Origin of the sequence: Streptococcus oralis subsp. dentisani (assembly GCF_002096615.1) — a bacterium.
Taxonomy (GTDB): domain Bacteria; phylum Bacillota; class Bacilli; order Lactobacillales; family Streptococcaceae; genus Streptococcus; species Streptococcus oralis_U.
In genome coordinates, this window is the sequence record NZ_NCUX01000033.1 from 343,807 (window position 1) to 363,384 (window position 19,578).

At 39.1% G+C, this 19,578-nt stretch carries 19 protein-coding genes; 16 read left to right on the forward strand and 3 right to left on the reverse strand.

The genetic code is table 11. From position 1 onward, the window contains the following. The first annotated feature begins 48 nt into the window (after positions 1–48). From B7708_RS08870 to B7708_RS08880, 3 genes are read left to right on the forward strand one after another with little or no spacing between them, the layout of a single operon-like run. On the forward strand, positions 49–2,178 hold the full coding sequence (locus B7708_RS08870) for a Tex family protein (RefSeq protein WP_084975248.1): 2,130 nt from the start codon (positions 49–51) through the stop codon (positions 2,176–2,178). Beyond that, positions 2,165–2,614, forward strand: coding sequence for a SprT family protein (locus tag B7708_RS08875; protein ID WP_084975250.1), 450 nt, complete (start codon positions 2,165–2,167; stop codon positions 2,612–2,614). Before B7708_RS08870 ends, B7708_RS08875 begins: the two co-directional genes overlap by 14 nt. A gap of 59 nt (positions 2,615–2,673) precedes the next feature. Continuing rightward, entirely contained in the window at positions 2,674–2,946 is a 273-nt protein-coding gene (locus B7708_RS08880) for a PspC domain-containing protein (protein ID WP_001092797.1), read from the forward strand. Between the two features lie 104 nt (positions 2,947–3,050). Here the strand turns inward: B7708_RS08880 and B7708_RS08885 are convergent, their stop codons facing one another. Both B7708_RS08885 and B7708_RS08890 read right to left on the reverse strand, forming a co-directional pair. After that, positions 3,051–3,701 (reverse strand): ABC transporter ATP-binding protein, encoded by a 651-nt coding sequence (locus B7708_RS08885; protein WP_084975252.1) that lies wholly within the window; start codon positions 3,699–3,701, stop codon positions 3,051–3,053. Between the two features lies 1 nt (position 3,702). Beyond that, entirely contained in the window at positions 3,703–5,697 is a 1,995-nt protein-coding gene (locus B7708_RS08890; protein ID WP_084975254.1) for a DUF1430 domain-containing protein, read from the reverse strand. A gap of 445 nt (positions 5,698–6,142) precedes the next feature. Between B7708_RS08890 and B7708_RS08895 the strand changes: the two genes are divergently transcribed. Both B7708_RS08895 and B7708_RS08900 read left to right on the forward strand, forming a co-directional pair. Further along, the gene (locus B7708_RS08895) at positions 6,143–6,901 is read left to right on the forward strand and encodes an ABC transporter ATP-binding protein (protein WP_000173369.1); all 759 of its coding nucleotides are present in this window, start codon (positions 6,143–6,145) and stop codon (positions 6,899–6,901) included. A 1-nt stretch (position 6,902) separates the two neighbouring features. Then, complete coding sequence (locus tag B7708_RS08900) at positions 6,903–8,891, forward strand: ABC transporter permease (protein ID WP_084975256.1); 1,989 nt, start codon at positions 6,903–6,905, stop codon at positions 8,889–8,891. A 40-nt stretch (positions 8,892–8,931) separates the two neighbouring features. On the opposite strand, the gene B7708_RS08905 is transcribed toward B7708_RS08900, so the two are convergent. Further along, on the reverse strand, positions 8,932–9,627 hold the full coding sequence (locus B7708_RS08905; protein ID WP_084975258.1) for a VIT1/CCC1 transporter family protein: 696 nt from the start codon (positions 9,625–9,627) through the stop codon (positions 8,932–8,934). A gap of 238 nt (positions 9,628–9,865) precedes the next feature. On the opposite strand from B7708_RS08905, the gene efeO reads away from it, so the two are divergent. From efeO to B7708_RS08960, 11 genes are all read left to right on the forward strand, one after another. Further along, positions 9,866–10,738, forward strand: a complete 873-nt coding sequence (gene efeO / locus B7708_RS08910) for an iron uptake system protein EfeO (protein ID WP_084975260.1) — start codon at positions 9,866–9,868, stop codon at positions 10,736–10,738. Between the two features lie 5 nt (positions 10,739–10,743). Next, a complete protein-coding gene (gene efeB / locus B7708_RS08915) occupies positions 10,744–11,958 on the forward strand; it encodes an iron uptake transporter deferrochelatase/peroxidase subunit (RefSeq protein ID WP_084975262.1) in 1,215 nt (404 codons plus the stop codon). Continuing rightward, entirely contained in the window at positions 11,933–13,510 is a 1,578-nt protein-coding gene (locus tag B7708_RS08920; RefSeq protein ID WP_394334656.1) for an FTR1 family iron permease, read from the forward strand. Before efeB ends, B7708_RS08920 begins: the two co-directional genes overlap by 26 nt. After that, on the forward strand, positions 13,511–14,242 hold the full coding sequence (gene tatC / locus B7708_RS08925) for a twin-arginine translocase subunit TatC (RefSeq protein ID WP_084975265.1): 732 nt from the start codon (positions 13,511–13,513) through the stop codon (positions 14,240–14,242). After that, a complete protein-coding gene (locus tag B7708_RS08930; RefSeq protein WP_038806076.1) occupies positions 14,226–14,396 on the forward strand; it encodes a twin-arginine translocase TatA/TatE family subunit in 171 nt (56 codons plus the stop codon). The genes tatC and B7708_RS08930 overlap by 17 nt, the downstream gene beginning before the upstream one ends. Before the next feature lie 296 nt (positions 14,397–14,692). Next, positions 14,693–15,400: an IspD/TarI family cytidylyltransferase gene (locus tag B7708_RS08935; RefSeq protein WP_084975266.1), complete on the forward strand. Its 708-nt coding sequence runs from the start codon at positions 14,693–14,695 to the stop codon at positions 15,398–15,400. A 4-nt stretch (positions 15,401–15,404) separates the two neighbouring features. Beyond that, positions 15,405–16,427 carry a ribitol-5-phosphate dehydrogenase gene (locus B7708_RS08940; protein WP_084975268.1) on the forward strand — a complete coding sequence of 341 codons (1,023 nt, stop codon included), beginning with the start codon at positions 15,405–15,407 and terminating at the stop codon, positions 16,425–16,427. A 16-nt stretch (positions 16,428–16,443) separates the two neighbouring features. Continuing rightward, complete coding sequence (locus B7708_RS08945) at positions 16,444–17,301, forward strand: phosphotransferase family protein (protein ID WP_084975270.1); 858 nt, start codon at positions 16,444–16,446, stop codon at positions 17,299–17,301. Between the two features lies 1 nt (position 17,302). Then, entirely contained in the window at positions 17,303–18,181 is an 879-nt protein-coding gene (locus tag B7708_RS08950) for a DMT family transporter (protein ID WP_084975272.1), read from the forward strand. 11 nt (positions 18,182–18,192) lie between these two features. Further along, on the forward strand, positions 18,193–18,882 hold the full coding sequence (locus tag B7708_RS08955) for a sugar phosphate nucleotidyltransferase (RefSeq protein ID WP_000643953.1): 690 nt from the start codon (positions 18,193–18,195) through the stop codon (positions 18,880–18,882). Between the two features lie 218 nt (positions 18,883–19,100). Then, the gene (locus B7708_RS08960; protein ID WP_084975273.1) at positions 19,101–19,577 is read left to right on the forward strand and encodes a PTS sugar transporter subunit IIA; all 477 of its coding nucleotides are present in this window, start codon (positions 19,101–19,103) and stop codon (positions 19,575–19,577) included. Position 19,578: the final 1 nt, after the last annotated feature.

Consider the following 19,578-nt stretch of genomic DNA (forward strand, 5'->3'; position numbering starts at 1 on the left):
AAACAGGTAAGGTGAAACAAGCCTTGTCCCTTATGGTATAATAGGTTTATGGATAAAAAATATGAAAAAATCTCCCAAGATTTGGGTGTGACGTTAAAGCAAATTGATACCGTTCTAAGTTTGACAGCCGAAGGGGCGACGATTCCCTTTATCGCGCGTTATCGGAAGGATATGACTGGTAGTCTGGATGAAGTGGCGATTAAGGCCATTATCGACTTAGATAAAAGCCTGACTAATCTCAATGACCGCAAGGAAGCAGTCTTGGCTAAGATTCAAGAACAAGGCAAGCTAACAAAGGACTTGGAAGAAGCTATCTTAGCTGCCGAAAAACTAGCAGATGTAGAAGAACTCTATCTTCCATATAAGGAAAAGCGTCGGACCAAGGCAACCATTGCTCGCGAAGCTGGACTCTTTCCTCTTGCGCGCTTGATTTTGCAAAACGTAGCTGACTTAGAGAAAGAGGCCGAGAAGTTTGTCTGTGAAGGATTTGCGACTGGTCAAGAAACTTTAGCTGGTGCAGTTGATATCTTGGTAGAAGCTTTATCTGAAGACGTCAATCTACGTGCTATGACCTATCAGGAAGTGCTGAGACACTCTAAAATCACTTCGCAGGTCAAGGATGAAAGTCTTGATGAAAAACAAGTTTTTCAGATTTATTACGATTTTTCAGAGACAGTTGGTAACATGCAGGGCTATCGTACCTTAGCCCTTAACCGTGGTGAAAAATTAGGCATCTTGAAAGTCGGTTTTGAACATGCGACGGATCGTATCCTAGCTTTCTTTGCTGCTCGTTTTAAGGTAAAAAGTGCTTATATTGATGAAGTTATCCACCAATCTGTTAAGAAGAAGGTCTTGCCTGCTATCGAGCGACGCATTCGGACAGAATTAACTGAGAAGGCAGAAGAAGGAGCTATCCAACTCTTTTCAGACAATCTGCGCAATCTTCTCTTGGTTGCTCCACTGAAAGGGCGCGTGGTTTTAGGATTTGACCCTGCCTTTCGTACAGGTGCCAAGCTAGCTGTCGTTGATGCGACGGGGAAAATGCTGACGACCCAAGTCATTTATCCCGTTAAACCAGCATCAGCTCGTCAGATTGAAGAAGCCAAGCGAGACTTAGCCGACCTGATCGGTCAATACGGTGTGGAAATTATTGCCATTGGAAATGGAACGGCCAGTCGCGAAAGCGAAGCCTTTGTGGCGGAAGTTCTTAAAGATTTTCCAGAAGTCAGCTATGTTATCGTCAATGAGAGCGGTGCTTCTGTCTACTCTGCCAGCGAACTTGCGCGTCAGGAATTTCCAGAATTAACCGTTGAAAAACGCTCTGCTATCTCTATCGCCCGTCGTTTGCAAGATCCCCTCGCTGAATTGGTAAAAATCGATCCTAAGTCAATCGGTGTCGGTCAATACCAACACGATGTCAGTCAAAAGAAACTGTCTGAGAGTCTGGACTTTGTCGTCGATACCGTGGTAAACCAAGTCGGTGTCAATGTCAACACAGCCAGCCCAGCTCTCCTTTCCCACGTAGCTGGACTCAATAAAACCATCTCTGAAAATATCGTCAAATACCGTGAAGAAGAAGGAAAAATCACTTCACGCGCTCAAATCAAGAAGGTTCCTCGTCTAGGTGCCAAAGCCTTTGAGCAGGCTGCTGGTTTCCTCCGTATCCCTGAAAGTAGCAATATTCTTGATAATACAGGGGTACACCCAGAAAACTATGCTGCGGTCAAGGAGCTCTTCAAACGTTTATATATTAAAGACCTAAACGAAGAAGCACAAAATAAGCTTAAGTCCCTTTCTGTCAAGGAAATGGCGCAAGAACTAGAACTTGGCCCAGAAACCCTTAAAGATATTATTGCAGACCTCCTCAAACCAGGTCGTGATTTCCGTGATTCTTTTGATGCTCCAGTTCTCCGTCAAGATGTTCTGGATATCAAGGATCTTGTTGTCGGTCAGAAGCTGGAAGGAGTGGTACGGAATGTCGTTGACTTCGGTGCCTTCGTTGATATCGGGATTCACGAGGACGGCTTGATTCATATTTCGCATATGAGTCGTAAATTTATCAAACATCCCAGCCAAGTGGTGTCAGTCGGAGATTTGGTAACGGTTTGGGTTAAGAAAATCGATACTGAACGTGAAAAAGTCAATCTGTCGCTCCTAGCTCCAGATGAAACTGACTGAGTACGTTCAGGCTGTTTCCCTTGAAGACTTTGGTAGACCTTTCACACACCAAGCCCAGTGGAATTCTCGTCTGCGAACGACAGGTGGACGATTTTTCCCCAAGGATGGGCATTTGGATTTTAATCCCAAGGTTTATAATGAACTAGGTTTGGAAGTCTTTCGCAAAATCGTGCGCCATGAACTCTGTCACTATCATCTTTATTTTCAGAAAAAGGGGTATCGCCATAAGGACCGAGATTTTAAGGAACTTTTGAAAGAAGTGGATGGGCTGCGCTTTGTACCACCTTTGGAAGCACAAACTCAAATCCCCCACCTAATCTATCAGTGCCAAACCTGCCAGCAAAGTTATCAGCGTAAGAGAAGGATTGATACCAAACGCTATCGCTGTGGCATCTGCCGTGGCAAACTGGTTATCTTAAATCGGCCTAAGGACTGATGTTCTTGGTTCCGTTTCATGCTATACTACTTGTAAAAATACCGAAAGAGGAAACAATCATGAATACAAAATTTTATAAAATGAGACGAAATCGCATGGTGTCAGGAGTTTTAGCTGGTCTATCAGACAAGTGGAATTTTGATGTAACTCTAGTCCGCTTTCTCTTCGCCATTTTTACTGTGGCAAATTTTGGAATCGGTGTGATTATTTACATCATCCTTGCCTCTATCTTGCCAACTAAGGAAGAGATTGAAGCTGAAATGTACGGAACAGGACCACGCAAACGCAAGGAAGCCCAAGCTATTGAAGACAATGATGGCTGGTTTTGGTGAGATTTGACAGGAAGTATTTATTATTTGCACTATGTTACTTAAAAGAAGTAGCATAAATGACTGAAAATCCCTTGTGGTTATTTAGCCACAAGGGATTTTGGTATTTAAGTATATTCTTTTCCATCTTGAGAGAGATGAATTACCTGATCAGCCATTTTCCAGATACTAGGATTGTGAGTTGCGATGATAATTGTTCTATTAGCATTACGAAGTTCAAGGAGAATTTCCATAATTTCCTTGGAATTTTTTGGATCTAGCGAGGCGGTAGGCTCATCGGCTAAAATTAAAGGAGGATTTTTCAGGATAATCTTAGCAAGCGCTACGCGTTGAGCTTCACCACCAGATAATTCATAGATTTTTTGGTTGAGACTTAAATAATCTAGTCTGACAGCTTGTAGTGCTTGAAGAAGAAGTCTCTCTTTTTCTTGTTTCTTGTTCTGTTTTTTGCCAATCAGTCCCAGCTCAAGGTTTTCTCGAATGGTCTGACTTTCTAATAGTCCGAAGTTCTGGAAGAGATAACCTAGCTCGTTACGATAGAATTCCTCATTTTTTAGAGAAGTCAAAGACTTTCCTTTATAAATGATTTCTCCTTTGTCGAAAGTCTCTAGTTTTGCAAGCATATTGAGCAAAGTGGTTTTTCCACAACCACTGTCTCCTATCAAAGCATATACCATACCACTTTGAAAATTCAGATTCAAGTCTGAAAAAATAATACGAGAACCAAATTGTTTCCAAATATGTTGCAATTCAATCATGCTATCCTCCTTTGATAATGCTAACATAGGTTTTGCTTTCCTTCTTATCAAAGATCTTCAATAGAAGAACGGCTAAACTTAAAAAGCTGAAAAATAGGATCAGGGTAATCCAGATATTCTTAGAAATAATGAAAGCTAGACCACTTCCAATGAAGAGAGCTGCTATTTGAGAAGTGATATATCTATTGTGTAATTCAAAGAAATAATAGCCTGCTATTTTTTTCAAGAATATGGTTTTGCGAAAGGCTTCAAAATAGAGCAGATTTAAACTTGTAAACAGCAAAATTGAAGTCAAAATAGCAAACATAGCACTCGCTAAGTTACTAAAAATTTCGATTTTAATTTTTTGATTTAACTGGAGATAGGTTTCCCTAGCAGACGATAGCCCTGAGACCATTTGATCAAGTTGATAGTGTTTCAAAAGTACTTGTGTCTGGTGGAGGTCTGTAAAATAGAGATATTCTAGATTTGTAAACCAGAAGATGGAGGAAGCCTTACCAAGTGCTTTAGGAGAAAGCACAAGAAAGATGGGATTTGATAACCATTGATCATAAGCGATATGGGTGGTATTATAGAGAAATACATCATTATTTTGATTGGTATAAGCTATACTAACTTCGACAGTTTGATTAGACTTGCTACTGTATAATCGGTTGGTTAACTCTTGTTGCAAGGTTGATTTTATATCTTTTTCATTTTTTTGTAGTTCTTCTGGGAGTATGGCAAGGATCTGTCCATCTTTGAGGGTGTTGATTTTTTGAAAGGTTTCTGATGATAAGTCCATATCTTCCTTTTGGAAGTAGCTGGGCGTGACGTAGAGAATATTTTTTCCTTCCATACCATAAGGGTTATTTTCAGTTTCATTATGATTTGAGGTAGCTTGCTTAAGAGCTTGCTCAACTAGATTATGTTTAATAAGGAAGGCATTCTCATTATCTATAGCATGTTGAATAAAGTCAAACCATTTATCAGCATTTGTCTGCAGTTCATCTAAATTTTTCATCTGACTGGAACGCCCTGTTTGAAGAGTAACAACATTGGAGCGTTGTTCCCAAGTAGCTTGTCCAGCCTCATTTTTCTCAAGTATATGATAGTAAGTAGACATACGTCCAAATCCTACAATAACCAGTAGAATGGCAAGTAACTGACCAAAGTAGAGAATGCGTAGAATTGACTTGATTGGTAATTTTCCTTTGATGATAGAGAGGAGATGGACTTTTTTTAAAGAAATGGTAAAAAGAAAGGCAATTAGAAGACTAAGTAAGAGAAGTAGGCTATTGTAAAGAATAAAAAGTATTCCTAGAAAAGTCTGAACTTCATAAGGATATCCCAAGGAAATGAGCAAGATACATGCTATCAGCAAAGCAGGTAGACCAAAAAGAAGGATATCAAGTCCGTCTCTTGCGAGAGAACGAAAGAAGAGATAGCTCAGCCGCTCTCCAGAAATCAATCTAATCCCTGACTGAGAAAGAGATTGAATCTGACTGATAACAATTAAAGCTAAGAAAGTCAGCAAAAAGATTAACATACTGATGAGCTGATCAGGTTGGGTAAAGATGGCCAGTACGAAGGATACTCTGTCATTTTCAAATGCATTCGCTTTTTCTAGTCCAAGTTCTTTCAGATGAGTAGCCAATTCTTGACTAGTTAGGGATCCGCTGATAATATTGTAGTTGTTGAGAAGATCGCTCTTGTGAATGCTTTCTTGACTTGCTGGAGGCATCCAGTCTGGGAGTTGCCCATCTCCAAAAGCTTCGTAGAGAGTTCTTGATTTTTCATCACTATCTACTTCCCAAATGGTTCTTGCGATAAGACTATTATGTTCTTTAGCAAGACTATTTAATTTTTCCTTAACGGTAGAATAATCTGCTTGCCCGCTTAATACTGCTGCACCTGGGAACAGGATTTGTGGAAGAGAGTCTTTCCAAAAGGACAGAGTGGCAATGAGGAAGAAAGTTAAAAGAAGATTGCTGATGAAGAGAAAAACACGTTTCATAGGAACCTCTTTCTAAAAAAGAGGGAGCTGAACCTCCCTCCTTATAGCAGTGATACGAATGATAGTTTAGCACCTTTAAAAATAATTAGCAGAAAGCCAATTATTTTACAAGATGTTAAAGAAAGCCTTTTCATAACCTAATTTTACTATTTTTTTAAGAATAAAACAAGCAATGACAGGACTTCTTATAGTAGCCATTTTCAAAAAAATTCCTCAATCTTACAAAAATGTAAGATTAAAGTCTCTTTTGTAAGGTTAGGTTATGGCAGGCCGTCTTTTTTTGCGATAAACTAGACTCATAAAGAACAAAGGAGCAAAACCATGAAAAGAATCTTACAAAAGAAAACAAGAAAACCAAGTCAAAAAGATATCGAGCGTGTTCAACTGGGGTGCGCTATGATGCAAGCACAGTTTCAATTGATGGGATATTAAGAAGGAGAAAATCATGACACTTTTAGATGTAAAACACGTTCAAAAAATCTACAAAACACGCTTCCAAGGCAACCAAGTAGAGGCTCTCAAGGACATTCACTTTACCGTAGAGAAGGGTGATTATGTTGCCATCATGGGAGAGTCTGGTTCTGGGAAATCAACCCTGCTCAACATCCTAGCTATGCTGGATAAACCAACTCGCGGGCAGGTTTACCTAAACGGAACAGACACAGCAACCATTAAAAATTCTCAGGCTTCTAGCTTCCGTCGTGAGAAGTTGGGATTTGTTTTCCAAGACTTTAACTTACTAGATACCCTGTCTGTTAAGGACAATATCTTGCTTCCGCTAGTTCTATCTCGAAAACCCATCACAGAGATGATGAAGAAATTGGTGGTAACAGCTGAAAATTTAGGCATCAACCAATTGCAAGAGAAATACCCTTACGAGATTTCTGGTGGTCAAAAACAACGGGTAGCAGTAGCCCGCGCCATCATCACAGAACCTGAAATTCTCCTTGCCGATGAGCCAACAGGAGCCCTTGACTCCAAGTCATCTGCAGCCTTACTCGACGTTTTTGATGAAATCAATGAGCGTGGTCAAACCATCCTCATGGTAACCCACTCAACCGCAGCAGCCAGCAGGGCCAAGCGCGTTCTCTTTATCAAGGACGGCATTCTTTACAACCAAATCTACCGTGGAGATAAGACAGAGCGTCAGATGTTCCAAGAAATCTCTGATACTTTGACTGTTATGGCAAGCGAGGTGAATTAGTATGTTCCGATTAACCAATAAGTTAGCGGTTTCGAACTTAATCAAAAACCGCAAACTCTACTATCCCTTTGCCCTTGCAGTTCTCTTAGCTGTGACCATCACCTATCTTTTCTACTCTTTGTCACTTAATCCTAACATTGGCAAGATTCGAGGGGGAGAAACTATCTCTATGACCCTCGCTCTCGGTATGGTGGTTGTTACCATCGCTTCAGGGATTATTGTCCTTTATGCCAATAGTTTTGTTATGAAGAACCGCTCCAAGGAGTTGGGTGTATATGGTATGCTGGGGCTTGAAAAGCGCCATTTGATCAGTATGGTTTTTAAGGAGCTTCTTATTTTTGGTTCCTTAACCTTGACAGCTGGTCTCGGTCTAGGTGCTCTCTTTGATAAGCTAATCTTTGCCCTTCTTTTGAAGTTAATGAAAATGAAAGTGGAGCTCGTTTCGACCTTCCAACCAATAGTCTTTATCCTAGTTCTCATTGTCTTTGGGGCAATCTTCCTAGGTTTGATTTTTATCAATGCCTTTCGCATCGCACGCATGAATGCCCTTCAGCTCTCTCGTGAAAAAGCCAGTGGTGAGAAAAAAGGACGATTCTTAGGTTTTCAAACCATTCTAGGTCTAATCAGTCTAGCAGCTGGTTACTACCTAGCAATAACAGTCGAAAACCCACTTTCTGCTGTTCTAATTTTCTTCGTAGCAGTCTTGTTGGTAATCTTTGGTACCTATCTCTTGTTTAATGCAGGAATCACAGTTTTCCTACAAATATTGAAGAAAAATAAGCGTTACTATTACCAACCTAATAACATGATTTCCGTATCCAATCTCATTTTCCGCATGAAGAAAAATGCGGTTGGTCTAGCGACGATTGCTATTCTCTCAACCATGGTCTTGGTGACTATGTCTGCTACAACGAGTATCTTTAAAGGCTCTGAAACTTTCAAGAAAGTCATGAATCCACATGATTTTGGAATTACAGGACAGAATGTTGAAAAAGAAGACATAAATAAACTCCTAGACCAGTATGCCAGCGATAAAGGATTGACTGTCACAAAGAAAGAAGTCCTTACATACAGTAACTTTGGTGTGGCAAACCAAGAAGGTACGAAATTGACAATCTTTGAGAAAGGTCAAAATCGTGTTCAACCGAAAACTATTTTTATGGTCTTTGATCAAAAAGACTATGAGAATATGACGGGGCAAAAACTTGCACTTTCAGGTAAGGAAGTCGGATTGTTTACTAAAAACAAAGAACTTCAAGGACAAAAAGAACTGACTCTAAATGACCAGACCTATACAATAAAGGAAGAAATCAAAAAAGATTTTATTCTTGAACATGTCCCAAATCAGTACAATATTCTAACTTCGGACTATAGCTATCTGGTTGTTCCTGACCTACAAGCCTTTCTTGACCAGTATCCTAATTCTTCCATCTTTAATCAATACTATGGTGGTATGAATGTAACGGCTAGCGAGGACGAGCAGCTTAAAATTGCAGATGACTATTCAAAATTCGTCAACAACTTTAATAGAGAATTAAACAAAGAAGGAAGCTATGTTTACGGAAGTAATCTGGCTGATAGCAGTGCGCAGGTGAGTGCTCTCTTTGGTGGAGTTTTCTTTATCGGTATTTTCCTCTCTATCATCTTTATGGTGGGAACAGTTCTTGTCATCTACTACAAACAAATCTCTGAGGGCTATGAAGATCGTGAACGCTTTATCATTTTGCAAAAGGTCGGACTCGATCAAAAGCAAATCAAGCAAACCATCAATAAACAGGTCCTAACTGTTTTCTTCCTTCCATTGCTCTTTGCCTTCCTACACCTTGCTTTTGCCTATCATATGCTTAGCCTCATCCTAAAAGTCATTGGCGTGCTGGATGCAACCATGATGTTGACCGTTACATTATCCATCTGTGCTATCTTCCTCATCGTCTACGTTTTGATCTTTATGATTACCTCAAGAAGCTATCGCAAGATTGTGCAAATGTAAAAAAGATACCTCGATATTTGTCGAGGTATCTTTTTTTATCTTAGATACTAAAGAGTTGTCCCAAGAGGAAGGTTACTCCCATGGTGAGAAGTCCGATACAGAGGTTACGGATCATAGCAGTTTTCGTAGGAGCCTTGCCTAGTTTAGCACTGGTATAACCAGTGACGAGAAGGGAAAAGGCCACGATAAAAACAGTAGCAGGAATACGATAATCACTTGGAAAGACGATGATTGAAAGCATAGGAGGAAGACTTCCCAGTACAAAGGCGATAAAGCTAGAAATAGCAGCATGCCAAGGATTGGTAAATTCTTCGTACTCGATCCCATACTTTTCTTCTACCAAGGCTTTGAGTGGGTTTTTTAAAAAGGCCTTGTTGGTTAAGAGTTTAGCGGACGTTTCACACTCACCATTTTGAAGGTAAGCAGCATAGAGGGATTGTTTTGCAGATTCGATGTCCTTATCCAAGAGCAATTGCTCTCTAGCGACAGCAGCTTCCTCCGTGTCTTTCTGAGTGGATACAGAGACATATTCGCCACCTGCCATAGAAAAAGCACCAGCGAGGATAGCGGCCAATCCTGATAAAAAGATAATCCAGATATTGCTCGTCGCACTGGCAACACCGATAACGACTCCAGCGATGGAAATAATCCCATCATTGGCTCCCAGAACACCTGCACGCAGGATATTGAGTCGTCCTGCAAAGTTTGCATCAATTTCATGTTTTATTTCTGTCATAGTCATCTCCTTTTTCTCCATTATAGAGAAAAGAATAGGGGAATACAAACTTTTTAAACTATCTGAAAAAAGTTCTACGATTCTAATTTTTAAGTCCTTTCTAATTTTACCGGAAAATGCTATTTCAAATTCTTAAATATTAAATTTTCTGACAATTTATTAAAAAATTAAGGAAAGGATGTTATTTATAATGGAACGTAAAATAAATTCTGGCTTCCTGAACCAATAGGAGTAAATAATAAAAAAACTAGGTGTTGTCCTTTTATCTTCTGCTTTGCTATTGACAGCATGTGCAGTCCGTTTTGAAAAATCAACCGAGACAAGTGATTCCTCTAAGGTGACAGCTTTATCAGATGACAAACAAAAATTGCTTGATAAGGCAACCGCAGATTATAAGACTTTTGTTCAAGGACAAATTGATAAGCTTTTAACGGATACAGAAGGCTTTGTCCAGCTTTTGAAAGACGGAAAATTGGAGGAAGCCAAGAAAGCTTATCCACTTGTTCGTATGGCTTATGAACGTTCAGAACCAATCGCTGAGAGTTTTGGTGAATCTGATGTTAAGATTGACTTTCGTCTAGCAGACTATGTGGATGAAAATAATACCGAGGAAGGTTGGTCAGGTTTCCACCGTATCGAGCGTATCCTTTGGGAAGAAAACACAACTAAGGGAACCGAAAGTTATGGTGATCAGCTTGTCAATGATATCAAAGAGTTGAAGGCTAAGGTAGCGACTGTTGAAGTCGATCACAAGATTATGTTGACAGGGGCAGTTGACTTGCTCAATGAAGTAGCAACAAGTAAGATTACTGGTGAAGAGGAAATCTACTCTCATACAGATTTGTACGACTTCCGCGCTAATATCGAGGGAGCTGAAAAAATATTCCAACTCTTTAAACCTTTACTAGAAAAATCAGATGCTGACCTAGTTAAAGAATTAGAAGCTGATTTCAAATCTGTTAATAGCTTGTTGGACAAACATATGACAGACAAGGAACACTACAAACTCTATACAGACTTAACAAAAGAAGACACCAAAGAATTGGCTGAAGCCGTGACGAAACTTGGTGAACCTCTATCACAAATGGGCAAATTTCTTGATGGAGAATAAGCAGTATGACTAAGAAAGACGAAAATTTTTTTGAGAAAAAAATGGACCGTCGAGAATTTCTAAAAAAAGCGGGTATTGGAGGTGCTGGTCTAGCACTTGGTCTCTCTGGTGCCTCCGCTTTTTTAGTGCCTAAGCTAGACAAACAGGAAAAAATCTCGTACGGTAATGAAAAAATTGACTTTTATGGGAAACACCAAGCGGGTATCACGACCCCTATGCAGAAGAATATCTATTTTGTTGTCCTAGATTTGCATACGACAGATAAAGATAAGATTATCCAGTTGTTCAAGGATTGGACGGATTATAGTGCCAAGTTGGTCGAGGGGGAATTGGTTAAAAAAGATGGTCAGAATGCTCTCTTGCCACCTAGTGACACTGGAGAAACAGTGGGTCTAAATCCTCATCGTTTAACGCTAACTTTTGGTGTGTCTGCTAGTTTCCTAAAAAAGATGAATTTGGAGCACAAGCGTCCTCAACTTTTTAGGGATTTTCCACCCTTTCCAAAGGAGCAACTGCGTGAAAAATATACTGGGGGAGATATTGTTATCCGAGCCTGTGCAGATGACGAGCAAGTTGCTTTTCATGCTATTCGAAACCTCATTCGTAAAGGGAGAAATGCAGTTACCCTCCGTTGGAGCCAATCTGGATTTGCTGCTATTGGGGATCGTATGGAGACACCACGCAACCTTTTTGGTTTCAAAGATGGAACAGCCAATGTGACCAAAGAAAAGGATTTTGATCGTGTTGTCTGGGCCGACAGCAAGGATTGGATGGAAAACGGCTCCTATATGGCCGTTCGTCGCATCCAGATGTTTCTCGATACCTGGGATCGAACCAATCTTGAAGAGCAAGAAAATACCTTTGGTCGTTATAAGGAAAGTGGCGCCCCTTTTGGGAAGAAGAATGAGTTTGATGAAGTAGATTTGAGTCTTTTACCAGATGATTCGCATGTTCGATTAGCCAAAGAGGTAGAGAAGCCACTCTTACGACGATCTTATTCATACTCGGATGGAATTGATGATAAGACTGGACAATTTGACACAGGCTTACTCTTTATCTCTTTCCAAAAGGATCCAGATAATTTTGTCAAGGTTCAAACCAACCTCGGAGCTACAGACAAGATGAATGAGTATGTAACCCACATCGGTAGCGGTCTTTTTGCCTGCTTTGGTGGAGTTGAGAAAGGAGGCTATATTGGTCAGAAATTATTGGAAGACTAGTATTTGTTTTGTTACTTTGTCTTTTCTCTTGTTAGCTATGTCTCCTGTCGGTGCGAAGGAAAGTCTGAGTTCTTATTTTATAAAGATTACCGATGCCTCTCAGGCAGTAAAAAATGGAAATCAGGCAGAAGCCAAGGCCCTAGTTAGAGAAATGGCAACGGATTTTGAAAAAGTAGAACATGCTGATTCAGATGCTGGAAAGGTTGTCAAGGAAAAACTTGTCAGTCGCTTAAGACCACGTTTTGAGACTTTGGATAAGGCAATTTCTTCCAAAGACATAGAGCAAATTCGAGAAGCCTATAAAAAGATGAATTCCACTTGGACCATCAATGAAAGTGTCGTCCGCGACAACAGTACAACTCATTACAGTCAAGTAGAAACTGCTATCTCTTTCTTACGGAGTAGTATTGAAACGGAGCCGACAGATTATGATGCTATCCAGTCTTCTTTTAATGACTTAAAAACTGCCATTGATAACTTCGTAGCTGGTAAAGAAGTGGCGAAAACTTCCTCCAATCTAAGTCTTAAAGATGGCATTGAGCTTCTCAAAAAAGCCTTGAAAGAATTTAAAGCTGGTAACCCGACGGCAGGAACAGCTGCCATGAAAGAGTTTATTACTATATGGCCAACTGTTGAAGGTTCTGTTAGCACGACCAATCCTTCCCTCTACACCCGAGTCGAAAGCGAAAGTCCTGTAATCATGGTCAAGGGAAGTGAGAAGGAATATCAAGAAAAATTAGAAAAACTAATTGCGGATTTATCTCAAATTGATACGACTGCAAGCTACAACACTTTTGATGCTATGCTTATTCTCCTACGAGAAGGAGTAGAGGCCCTCTTAATCGTCATGGCCTTGGTCACAACATTAAAAGCAGCCAAGATGCGTAAAGGACTCAAGTGGGTATACGGTGGGGCCCTAACAGGTATCGTTGCGAGTCTAGTGATTGCATTTATACTACAAATTGCCTTTCCTGCAGTAACATCAGGGGCCAATCGAGAAATCATCGAAGGAGCTGTTGGTATTTTCGCAGTCGTTATGATGATTTTGATTGGTATCTGGCTTCACAGTAAATCCTCGGTCAAAAAATGGAATGATTTTATGGATAATCAAATGAAAACTGTGACCAAGACAGGTTCATTCATTTCCATGTTTGCTCTTAGTTTTCTAGCTGTTTTCCGTGAAGGGGCAGAGACCATTCTATTTTACGTGGGGATTTTACCGAGAATATCTCGTTTTGAGTTTATCCTAGGTATTTCTCTAGCTTTGTTAGTCTTGCTGATTATTGCATTTCTGATGAACAAGGCGAGTCGATTATTCCTACCTCATAAGGTCTTCTTTATCTTAACTTGGATGATTTATGCTCTTGCCTTCAAGATGCTTGGAGTTAGTGTGCATGCTCTGCAGCTGACAAATATGGCACCAAATCACCTGCTATCAAGTTTCCCAACTATCGACCTATTGGGCATCTATCCAAGTTGGGAAGGTTTAGGAAGTCAGCTAGTCTTCTTGATAATTGTTTTGGCTGTCACATTGAGACAGGGTGAAAAGTAGATGGATACAAAAGAATTGACAATCGTTGAACATCTGGTAGAATTTAGAAAGAGGTTCATTGCTGTTATAGTCTGTTTTTCTATAGTTTTCTGCGGAGCTTTATTGTTTGCAGATCAGCTTTACTACTATCTAACTCAGTCCTTTAATAAAAAATTGATTGTATTAGGTCCAAATGATATTCTGTGGATTTATTTTCGCTTAGCGAGCTTAATGTCCTTTACTATTACTCTACCTTTTACAATTTATCAGATTTGGAGTTTTATCAAACCAGGCTTGAAAATAGAAGAAGCAAGAGCAATTTTTGCTTATATTCCTGCTAGTTTTATTTGCTTTCTACTTGGACTGGCCTTTGGATTCTACTTTGTGACACCAGCCTTACTTCAAGTGCTTTTAGGTCTTGGGGAAGGATTATTTGAAACTCAATTAACGGCGCAGAACTACTTAGCCTTTGTTTTTCAAACAACCCTACCCTTGGGTTTCATCTTTGAATTGCCAGTCATCATCGCTTTTTTAACGTCGATTGGCTTGATTGGACCAGGTTTCTTAGTTACCTATCGCCGTTATGCATACTTTATTTTATTGGTACTAGCTGTTATCTTGACACCTGCTGATTTTATCAGCGATCTAGCGATGACTGTTCCTTTAATCTCGCTCTATGAGCTTAGTATTGCAATTAGCAAGAGTATTGTAAAGAAAAAAATGAAAGGAGAAAAGAATGGGAATCTTACGTGATATCGGTGCTCCAGGATTGATTATCATTGTTTTAGGGGCACTCTTAATCTTTGGACCAAAACGGTTACCAGAACTTGGTGAATCAATCGGTAAAATGCTGTCTGAATTTAAAAAGGCAGTTAAAGGAATTGGTGACCAAGATCAGGAAAAGTAATCTATTCCATAATCATAAATAAAAACAAGAAAGTTAGGAACTGTAGCTGTTTAGGCCTAGGTGAGCAGTTTCCTAGCTTTTTATTGTATTCTTAAAAATAATTTTAAGTTTTCTTTATGGTTTGTATTATATTCTAAAGGACTCTATATTAACCGAATGTTGAGTAAAAAAATATAGAGGGAAATCTAATTTTATTTCTCAAATAGATAGTTTTCGGTCTTTTCTTCATGATAGAGGCAGATTGTGATATAATAGATGGTAATGAGTTTTTTAGAATAAACTAAAGGAGAATATATATGATCTATGCAGGAATCCTAGCCGGAGGAACTGGCACACGCATGGGAATCAGCAATTTACCAAAGCAATTCTTAGAATTGGGTGATCGTCCTATTTTGATCCACACAATCGAAAAATTTGTCTTGGAGCCAAGTATTGAAAAAATTGTAGTTGGAGTTCATGGAGATTGGGTTTCACACGCTGAGGACCTGGTTGACAAGTATCTTTCTCTCCACAAGGATAGAATCATCATTACCAAAGGTGGTGCTGATCGCAATAGCAGTATTGAGAAGATTATAGAAGCCATTGATGCCTACCGTCCAATTACTCCAGAAGATATTGTGATTACCCATGACTCTGTTCGTCCATTTATCACGCTCCGCATGATTCAGGACAATATCAAACTCGCCCAAAATCATGATGCGGTTGACACAGTAGTAGAAGCGGTTGATACCATTGTTGAAAGCACTAACGGCCAGTTTATCACGGATATTCCAAATCGTGCTCACCTTTATCAAGGTCAAACACCTCAAACCTTCCGCTGCAAGGATTTCATGGATTTGTATGGTTGCCTATCTGATAAAGAAAAGGAAATCCTGACGGATGCATGTAAGATTTTTGTTATCAAAGGGAAAGACGTTGCCCTAGCTAAAGGGGAATATTCAAACCTTAAAATCACAACTGTGACCGACTTGAAAATCGCGAAAAGCATGATTGAGAAAGACTAAGGCTATGATTAATCAAATTTATCAACTGACCAAACCAAAGTTTATCAATGTAAAGTACCAAGAAGAGGACATTGATCAGGAGAATCATATCCTGATTCGTCCAAATTATATGGCAGTTTGTCATGCGGATCAACGTTACTATCAAGGGAAACGTGATCCAAAGATATTGGCTAAAAAGCTTCCTATGGCAATGATTCATGAGTCTTGTGGAACTGTTATTTCAGATCCAACTGGGATTTATGAAGTCGGTCAAAAGGTAGTTATGATTCCAAATCAACCGCCTATGCAGAGTGACAAGGAGTTCTACGAGAACTACATGACAGGAACTTACTTCCTATCTAGTGGTTATGATGGCTTTATGCGAGAATTTGTCTCTCTTCCCAAAGATCGTGTTGTGTCTTATAATGACATTGAGGACACAGTTGCAGCAATTACTGAGTTTGTAAGTGTTGGTATGCATGCCATGAATCGTTTCTTGAATCTTGCTCACAGCAAGCGAGAGCGCATAGCTGTTATTGGAGATGGTAGTTTGGCTTTTGTGGTTGCAAATATTATCAATTACACTCTACCAGAAGCAGAGATTATCGTGATTGGTCGTCATTGGGAAAAACTAGAGCTCTTCTCTTTTGCAAAAGAGTGCTACATCACGGATAATATTCCCGAGGATCTGACCTTTGATCATGGATTTGAATGTTGTGGTGGCGATGGAACAGGACCAGCTATCAATGATTTGATTCGTTACATTCGCCCTCAGGGAACGATTCTCATGATGGGAGTGAGCGAGTACAAGGTCAATATCAATACACGAGATGCTTTAGAAAAAGGTTTATTATTGGTTGGTTCGTCACGATCAGGACGGATTGATTTTGAGAAGGCCATTCAAATGATGGAAGTCAAAAAGTTTGCGAATCGTCTGAAGAATATCCTTTATGTTGAAGAACCAGTGAGAGAAATCAAGGACATTCACCGTGTCTTTGCTACAGACCTAAATACTGCTTTTAAAACAGTATTTAAGTGGGAAGTGTAGAAGATGGAGGTTATTTGTGGAGAAACTCATCAAAGAAAAAATTTCTTCTTTACTATCTGATGAAGAGGAAGTACTCAGTGTTGAACAGCTGGGAGGCATGACCAACCAAAACTATTTGGTTAAAACAACCGACAAACAGTATATTGTGAAATTTTTTGGTAAAGGGACTGAAAAACTCATCAATCGTCAAAATGAAAAGTATAATCTTGAACTTTTAGAGGATTTAGATTTAGATGTCAAAAATTACCTCTTTGATATTGAGTCAGGGATTAAAGTAAATGAATACATTGATTCTGCAACAACTCTTGATTCCACTTCGATTAAGACCAAGTTTGAAAAGATTGCCCCGATTTTACAGACTATTCATGCATCAGGCAAAGAACTAAGAGGGGAATTTGCCCCTTTTGAAGAAATCAAAAAATACGAAGCCCTGATTGAGGGAAATATCCCTTACGCCAACTATGATGCTGTAAGAAAGGATGTATTTTCACTAGAGAAAATATTGGCTGACTTAGGTGTTGACAGAAAGTCTTGTCATATCGATTTGGTTCCAGAAAACTTTATCGAGTCACCCCAAGGACGCATGTATTTGATCGATTGGGAATACTCTTCCATGAATGACCCGATGTGGGATTTGGCAGCTCTCTTTTTGGAGTCTGAATTTACAAATCAGGAAGAAGAAAATTTCCTAACCTACTATGAGAGTGACAAAACTCCAGTATCTCGTGAAAAGATTCGAATCTATAAAATTTTACAAGATACCATTTGGAGTTTGTGGACAGTGTACAAAGAAGCTCAAGGCGCTAACTTTGGAGATTATGGTGTGAGTCGTTACCAAAGAGCAGTTGACGGTTTGACCTATTATGGGGGTTAGGATGAAGAATAAAAATGGTGTTTCTTTCGGTCTGCTCTCAGGGATCTTCTGGGGGCTAGGACTGACAATCAGTGCTTATATCTTTTCAGTTTTTACCAATCTTTCACCTTTTGTAGTGGCTGCTGCTCATGATTTCTTGAGTATCTTTATTCTATTAGCATTTCTTTTGGTAAAAGAAGGAAAAGTTCGACTCTCGATTTTCTTAAATATTCGGAATGTCAGTGTTATTATCGGAGCCTTGCTAGCTGGACCAATAGGAATGCAGGCCAATCTTTATGCGGTTAAGTATATCGGTAGTTCTCTTGCATCTTCAGTATCAGCTATCTATCCAGCAGTTTCTGTTTTACTAGCATTTTTCATTTTGAAACACAAGGTATCTAAGAATACTGTGTTTGGTATTTTGTTGATTATCGCTGGTATTATTGCCCAGACATACAAAGTTGAGCAGGTTAATTCTTTTTATATCGGAATCCTTTGTGCATTAGTTTGTGCCATCGCCTGGGGAAGTGAGAGTGTTCTTAGTTCCTACGCCATGGAAAGTGAATTAAGTGAAATTGAAGCACTATTAATCCGTCAAGTAACCTCATTCTTGTCATACCTTGTCATTGTCCTCTTTTCTCATCATTCATTTGCAGAAGTATCAGATGGACAATTGCTGGGTTTGATGTTAGTCTTTGCAGCATGTAATATGATTTCTTACTTAGCTTACTATATTGCTATCAATCGTCTGCAGCCAGCAAAAGCAACTGGTTTGAACGTAAGCTATGTCGTTTGGACAGTATTGTTCTCAGCAATGCTTTTAGGAACACCACTCGATATGGTGACCATTATTACATCGCTTGTTGTTATGGCTGGTGTTTATATCATTATTAAAGAATAAAGGAGAATAGCGTGAAAGCAATTATCTTGGCAGCGGGGTTGGGAACTCGTCTGCGTCCTATGACTGAAAATACCCCCAAAGCCTTGGTTAAGGTCAACCAAAAACCTTTGGTAGAATACCAAATCGAGTTTTTGAAAGAGAGAGGAATTGATGAGATTATTATCGTTGTTGGCTACCTCAAAGAACAATTTGACTACCTAAAAGAAAAATATGGTGTTCGTTTAGTCTTCAACGACAAGTATGCTGATTACAACAACTTTTACTCACTTTACCTTGTAAAAGAAGATTTAGCTAACAGCTATGTGATTGATGCGGATAATTATCTTTTCAAAAATATGTTTAGAAATAATCTTGAACGTTCTACCTATTTCAGTGTTTATCGTGAAGACTGTGAGAATGAATGGTTCTTGGTTTATGGTGATGACTATAAAGTTCAAGACATCATCGTTGATAGCAAGGCTGGTCGTATTCTGAGTGGCGTATCATTCTGGGATGCTCCAACTGCAGAAAAGATTGTTGGTTTTATTGACAAAGCCTATGCGAGCGGCGAATTTGTTGATCTTTACTGGGATAACATGGTTAAAGATAATATCAAAGAATTAGATGTGTATGTCGAAGAATTAGAAGGCAACAGCATCTATGAAATCGATAGTGTTAAGGACTATCAAAAGCTAGAAGAAATTTTATCTTCCATTAACTAAATAACATTAGAATTAGTAACAAAAAGACCCATTTTGGTCTTTTTTTGTTTGAAATGCACGAAAATAGAATTTAAAAAGATTGTTTGATAATGATTATAATTAATTAACAAAACACAATCGACAAAAAAGAAACAAAATAAAACAAAAAAGTATTGACAACGATTTCATATAGTGTTATACTTATAACGTAAAAGTTAATTGAAAGAAGGGAAACTGTTATGGGATTAGATCATTTCTTTGACAAAAACCTGGTGTTTTGCTTAGAAGCGGATAATCAAGAACAACTCTTTGATCAGGTAGCAACCCTGTTGGAAGAACGAGAAATAGTGACTCCAACTTATCGTGAAGCCTTGATCACGCGTGAAAAGTCATTTCCAACTGGCTTAGATATGGAATTTCTGGGAAAGGACTTGCCAAATGTAGCGATTCCTCATACAGATATTGTTCACAATCTAGCTGAGAAAGTGGTGGTTGTTCGATTAGAAAAACCAGTAACTTTTCACAATATGATTGCTCCTGATAAGGAAGTGGAAGTATCTCTACTCTTCTTTATCATTAACAATTCAAGTTCGAGTCAAACAAATATTCTGGCTCAGTTGATGGACTTTTTCACAGGGAATAGCCATCTGGAAGATTTATCAAAAATTTCTGAACCAGAAAAACTTTATGCTTATATAGCTGAAGCAACAGCTTAAT

Bases quoted from the DNA above. Each gene is read 5' to 3' on its own strand.
- B7708_RS08870 (WP_084975248.1), top strand. From the start codon at position 49: ATGGATAAAAAATATGAAAAAATCTCCCAAGATTTGGGTGTGACGTTA.
- B7708_RS08875 (WP_084975250.1), top strand. From the start codon at position 2,165: ATGAAACTGACTGAGTACGTTCAGGCTGTTTCCCTTGAAGACTTTGGT.
- B7708_RS08880 (WP_001092797.1), top strand. From the start codon at position 2,674: ATGAATACAAAATTTTATAAAATGAGACGAAATCGCATGGTGTCAGGA.
- B7708_RS08885 (WP_084975252.1), bottom strand. From the start codon at position 3,701: ATGATTGAATTGCAACATATTTGGAAACAATTTGGTTCTCGTATTATT.
- B7708_RS08890 (WP_084975254.1), bottom strand. From the start codon at position 5,697: ATGAAACGTGTTTTTCTCTTCATCAGCAATCTTCTTTTAACTTTCTTC.
- B7708_RS08895 (WP_000173369.1), top strand. From the start codon at position 6,143: ATGACACTTTTAGATGTAAAACACGTTCAAAAAATCTACAAAACACGC.
- B7708_RS08900 (WP_084975256.1), top strand. From the start codon at position 6,903: ATGTTCCGATTAACCAATAAGTTAGCGGTTTCGAACTTAATCAAAAAC.
- B7708_RS08905 (WP_084975258.1), bottom strand. From the start codon at position 9,627: ATGACAGAAATAAAACATGAAATTGATGCAAACTTTGCAGGACGACTC.
- efeB (WP_084975262.1), top strand. From the start codon at position 10,744: ATGACTAAGAAAGACGAAAATTTTTTTGAGAAAAAAATGGACCGTCGA.
- tatC (WP_084975265.1), top strand. From the start codon at position 13,511: ATGGATACAAAAGAATTGACAATCGTTGAACATCTGGTAGAATTTAGA.
- B7708_RS08930 (WP_038806076.1), top strand. From the start codon at position 14,226: ATGGGAATCTTACGTGATATCGGTGCTCCAGGATTGATTATCATTGTT.
- B7708_RS08935 (WP_084975266.1), top strand. From the start codon at position 14,693: ATGATCTATGCAGGAATCCTAGCCGGAGGAACTGGCACACGCATGGGA.
- B7708_RS08940 (WP_084975268.1), top strand. From the start codon at position 15,405: ATGATTAATCAAATTTATCAACTGACCAAACCAAAGTTTATCAATGTA.
- B7708_RS08950 (WP_084975272.1), top strand. From the start codon at position 17,303: ATGAAGAATAAAAATGGTGTTTCTTTCGGTCTGCTCTCAGGGATCTTC.
- B7708_RS08960 (WP_084975273.1), top strand. From the start codon at position 19,101: ATGGGATTAGATCATTTCTTTGACAAAAACCTGGTGTTTTGCTTAGAA.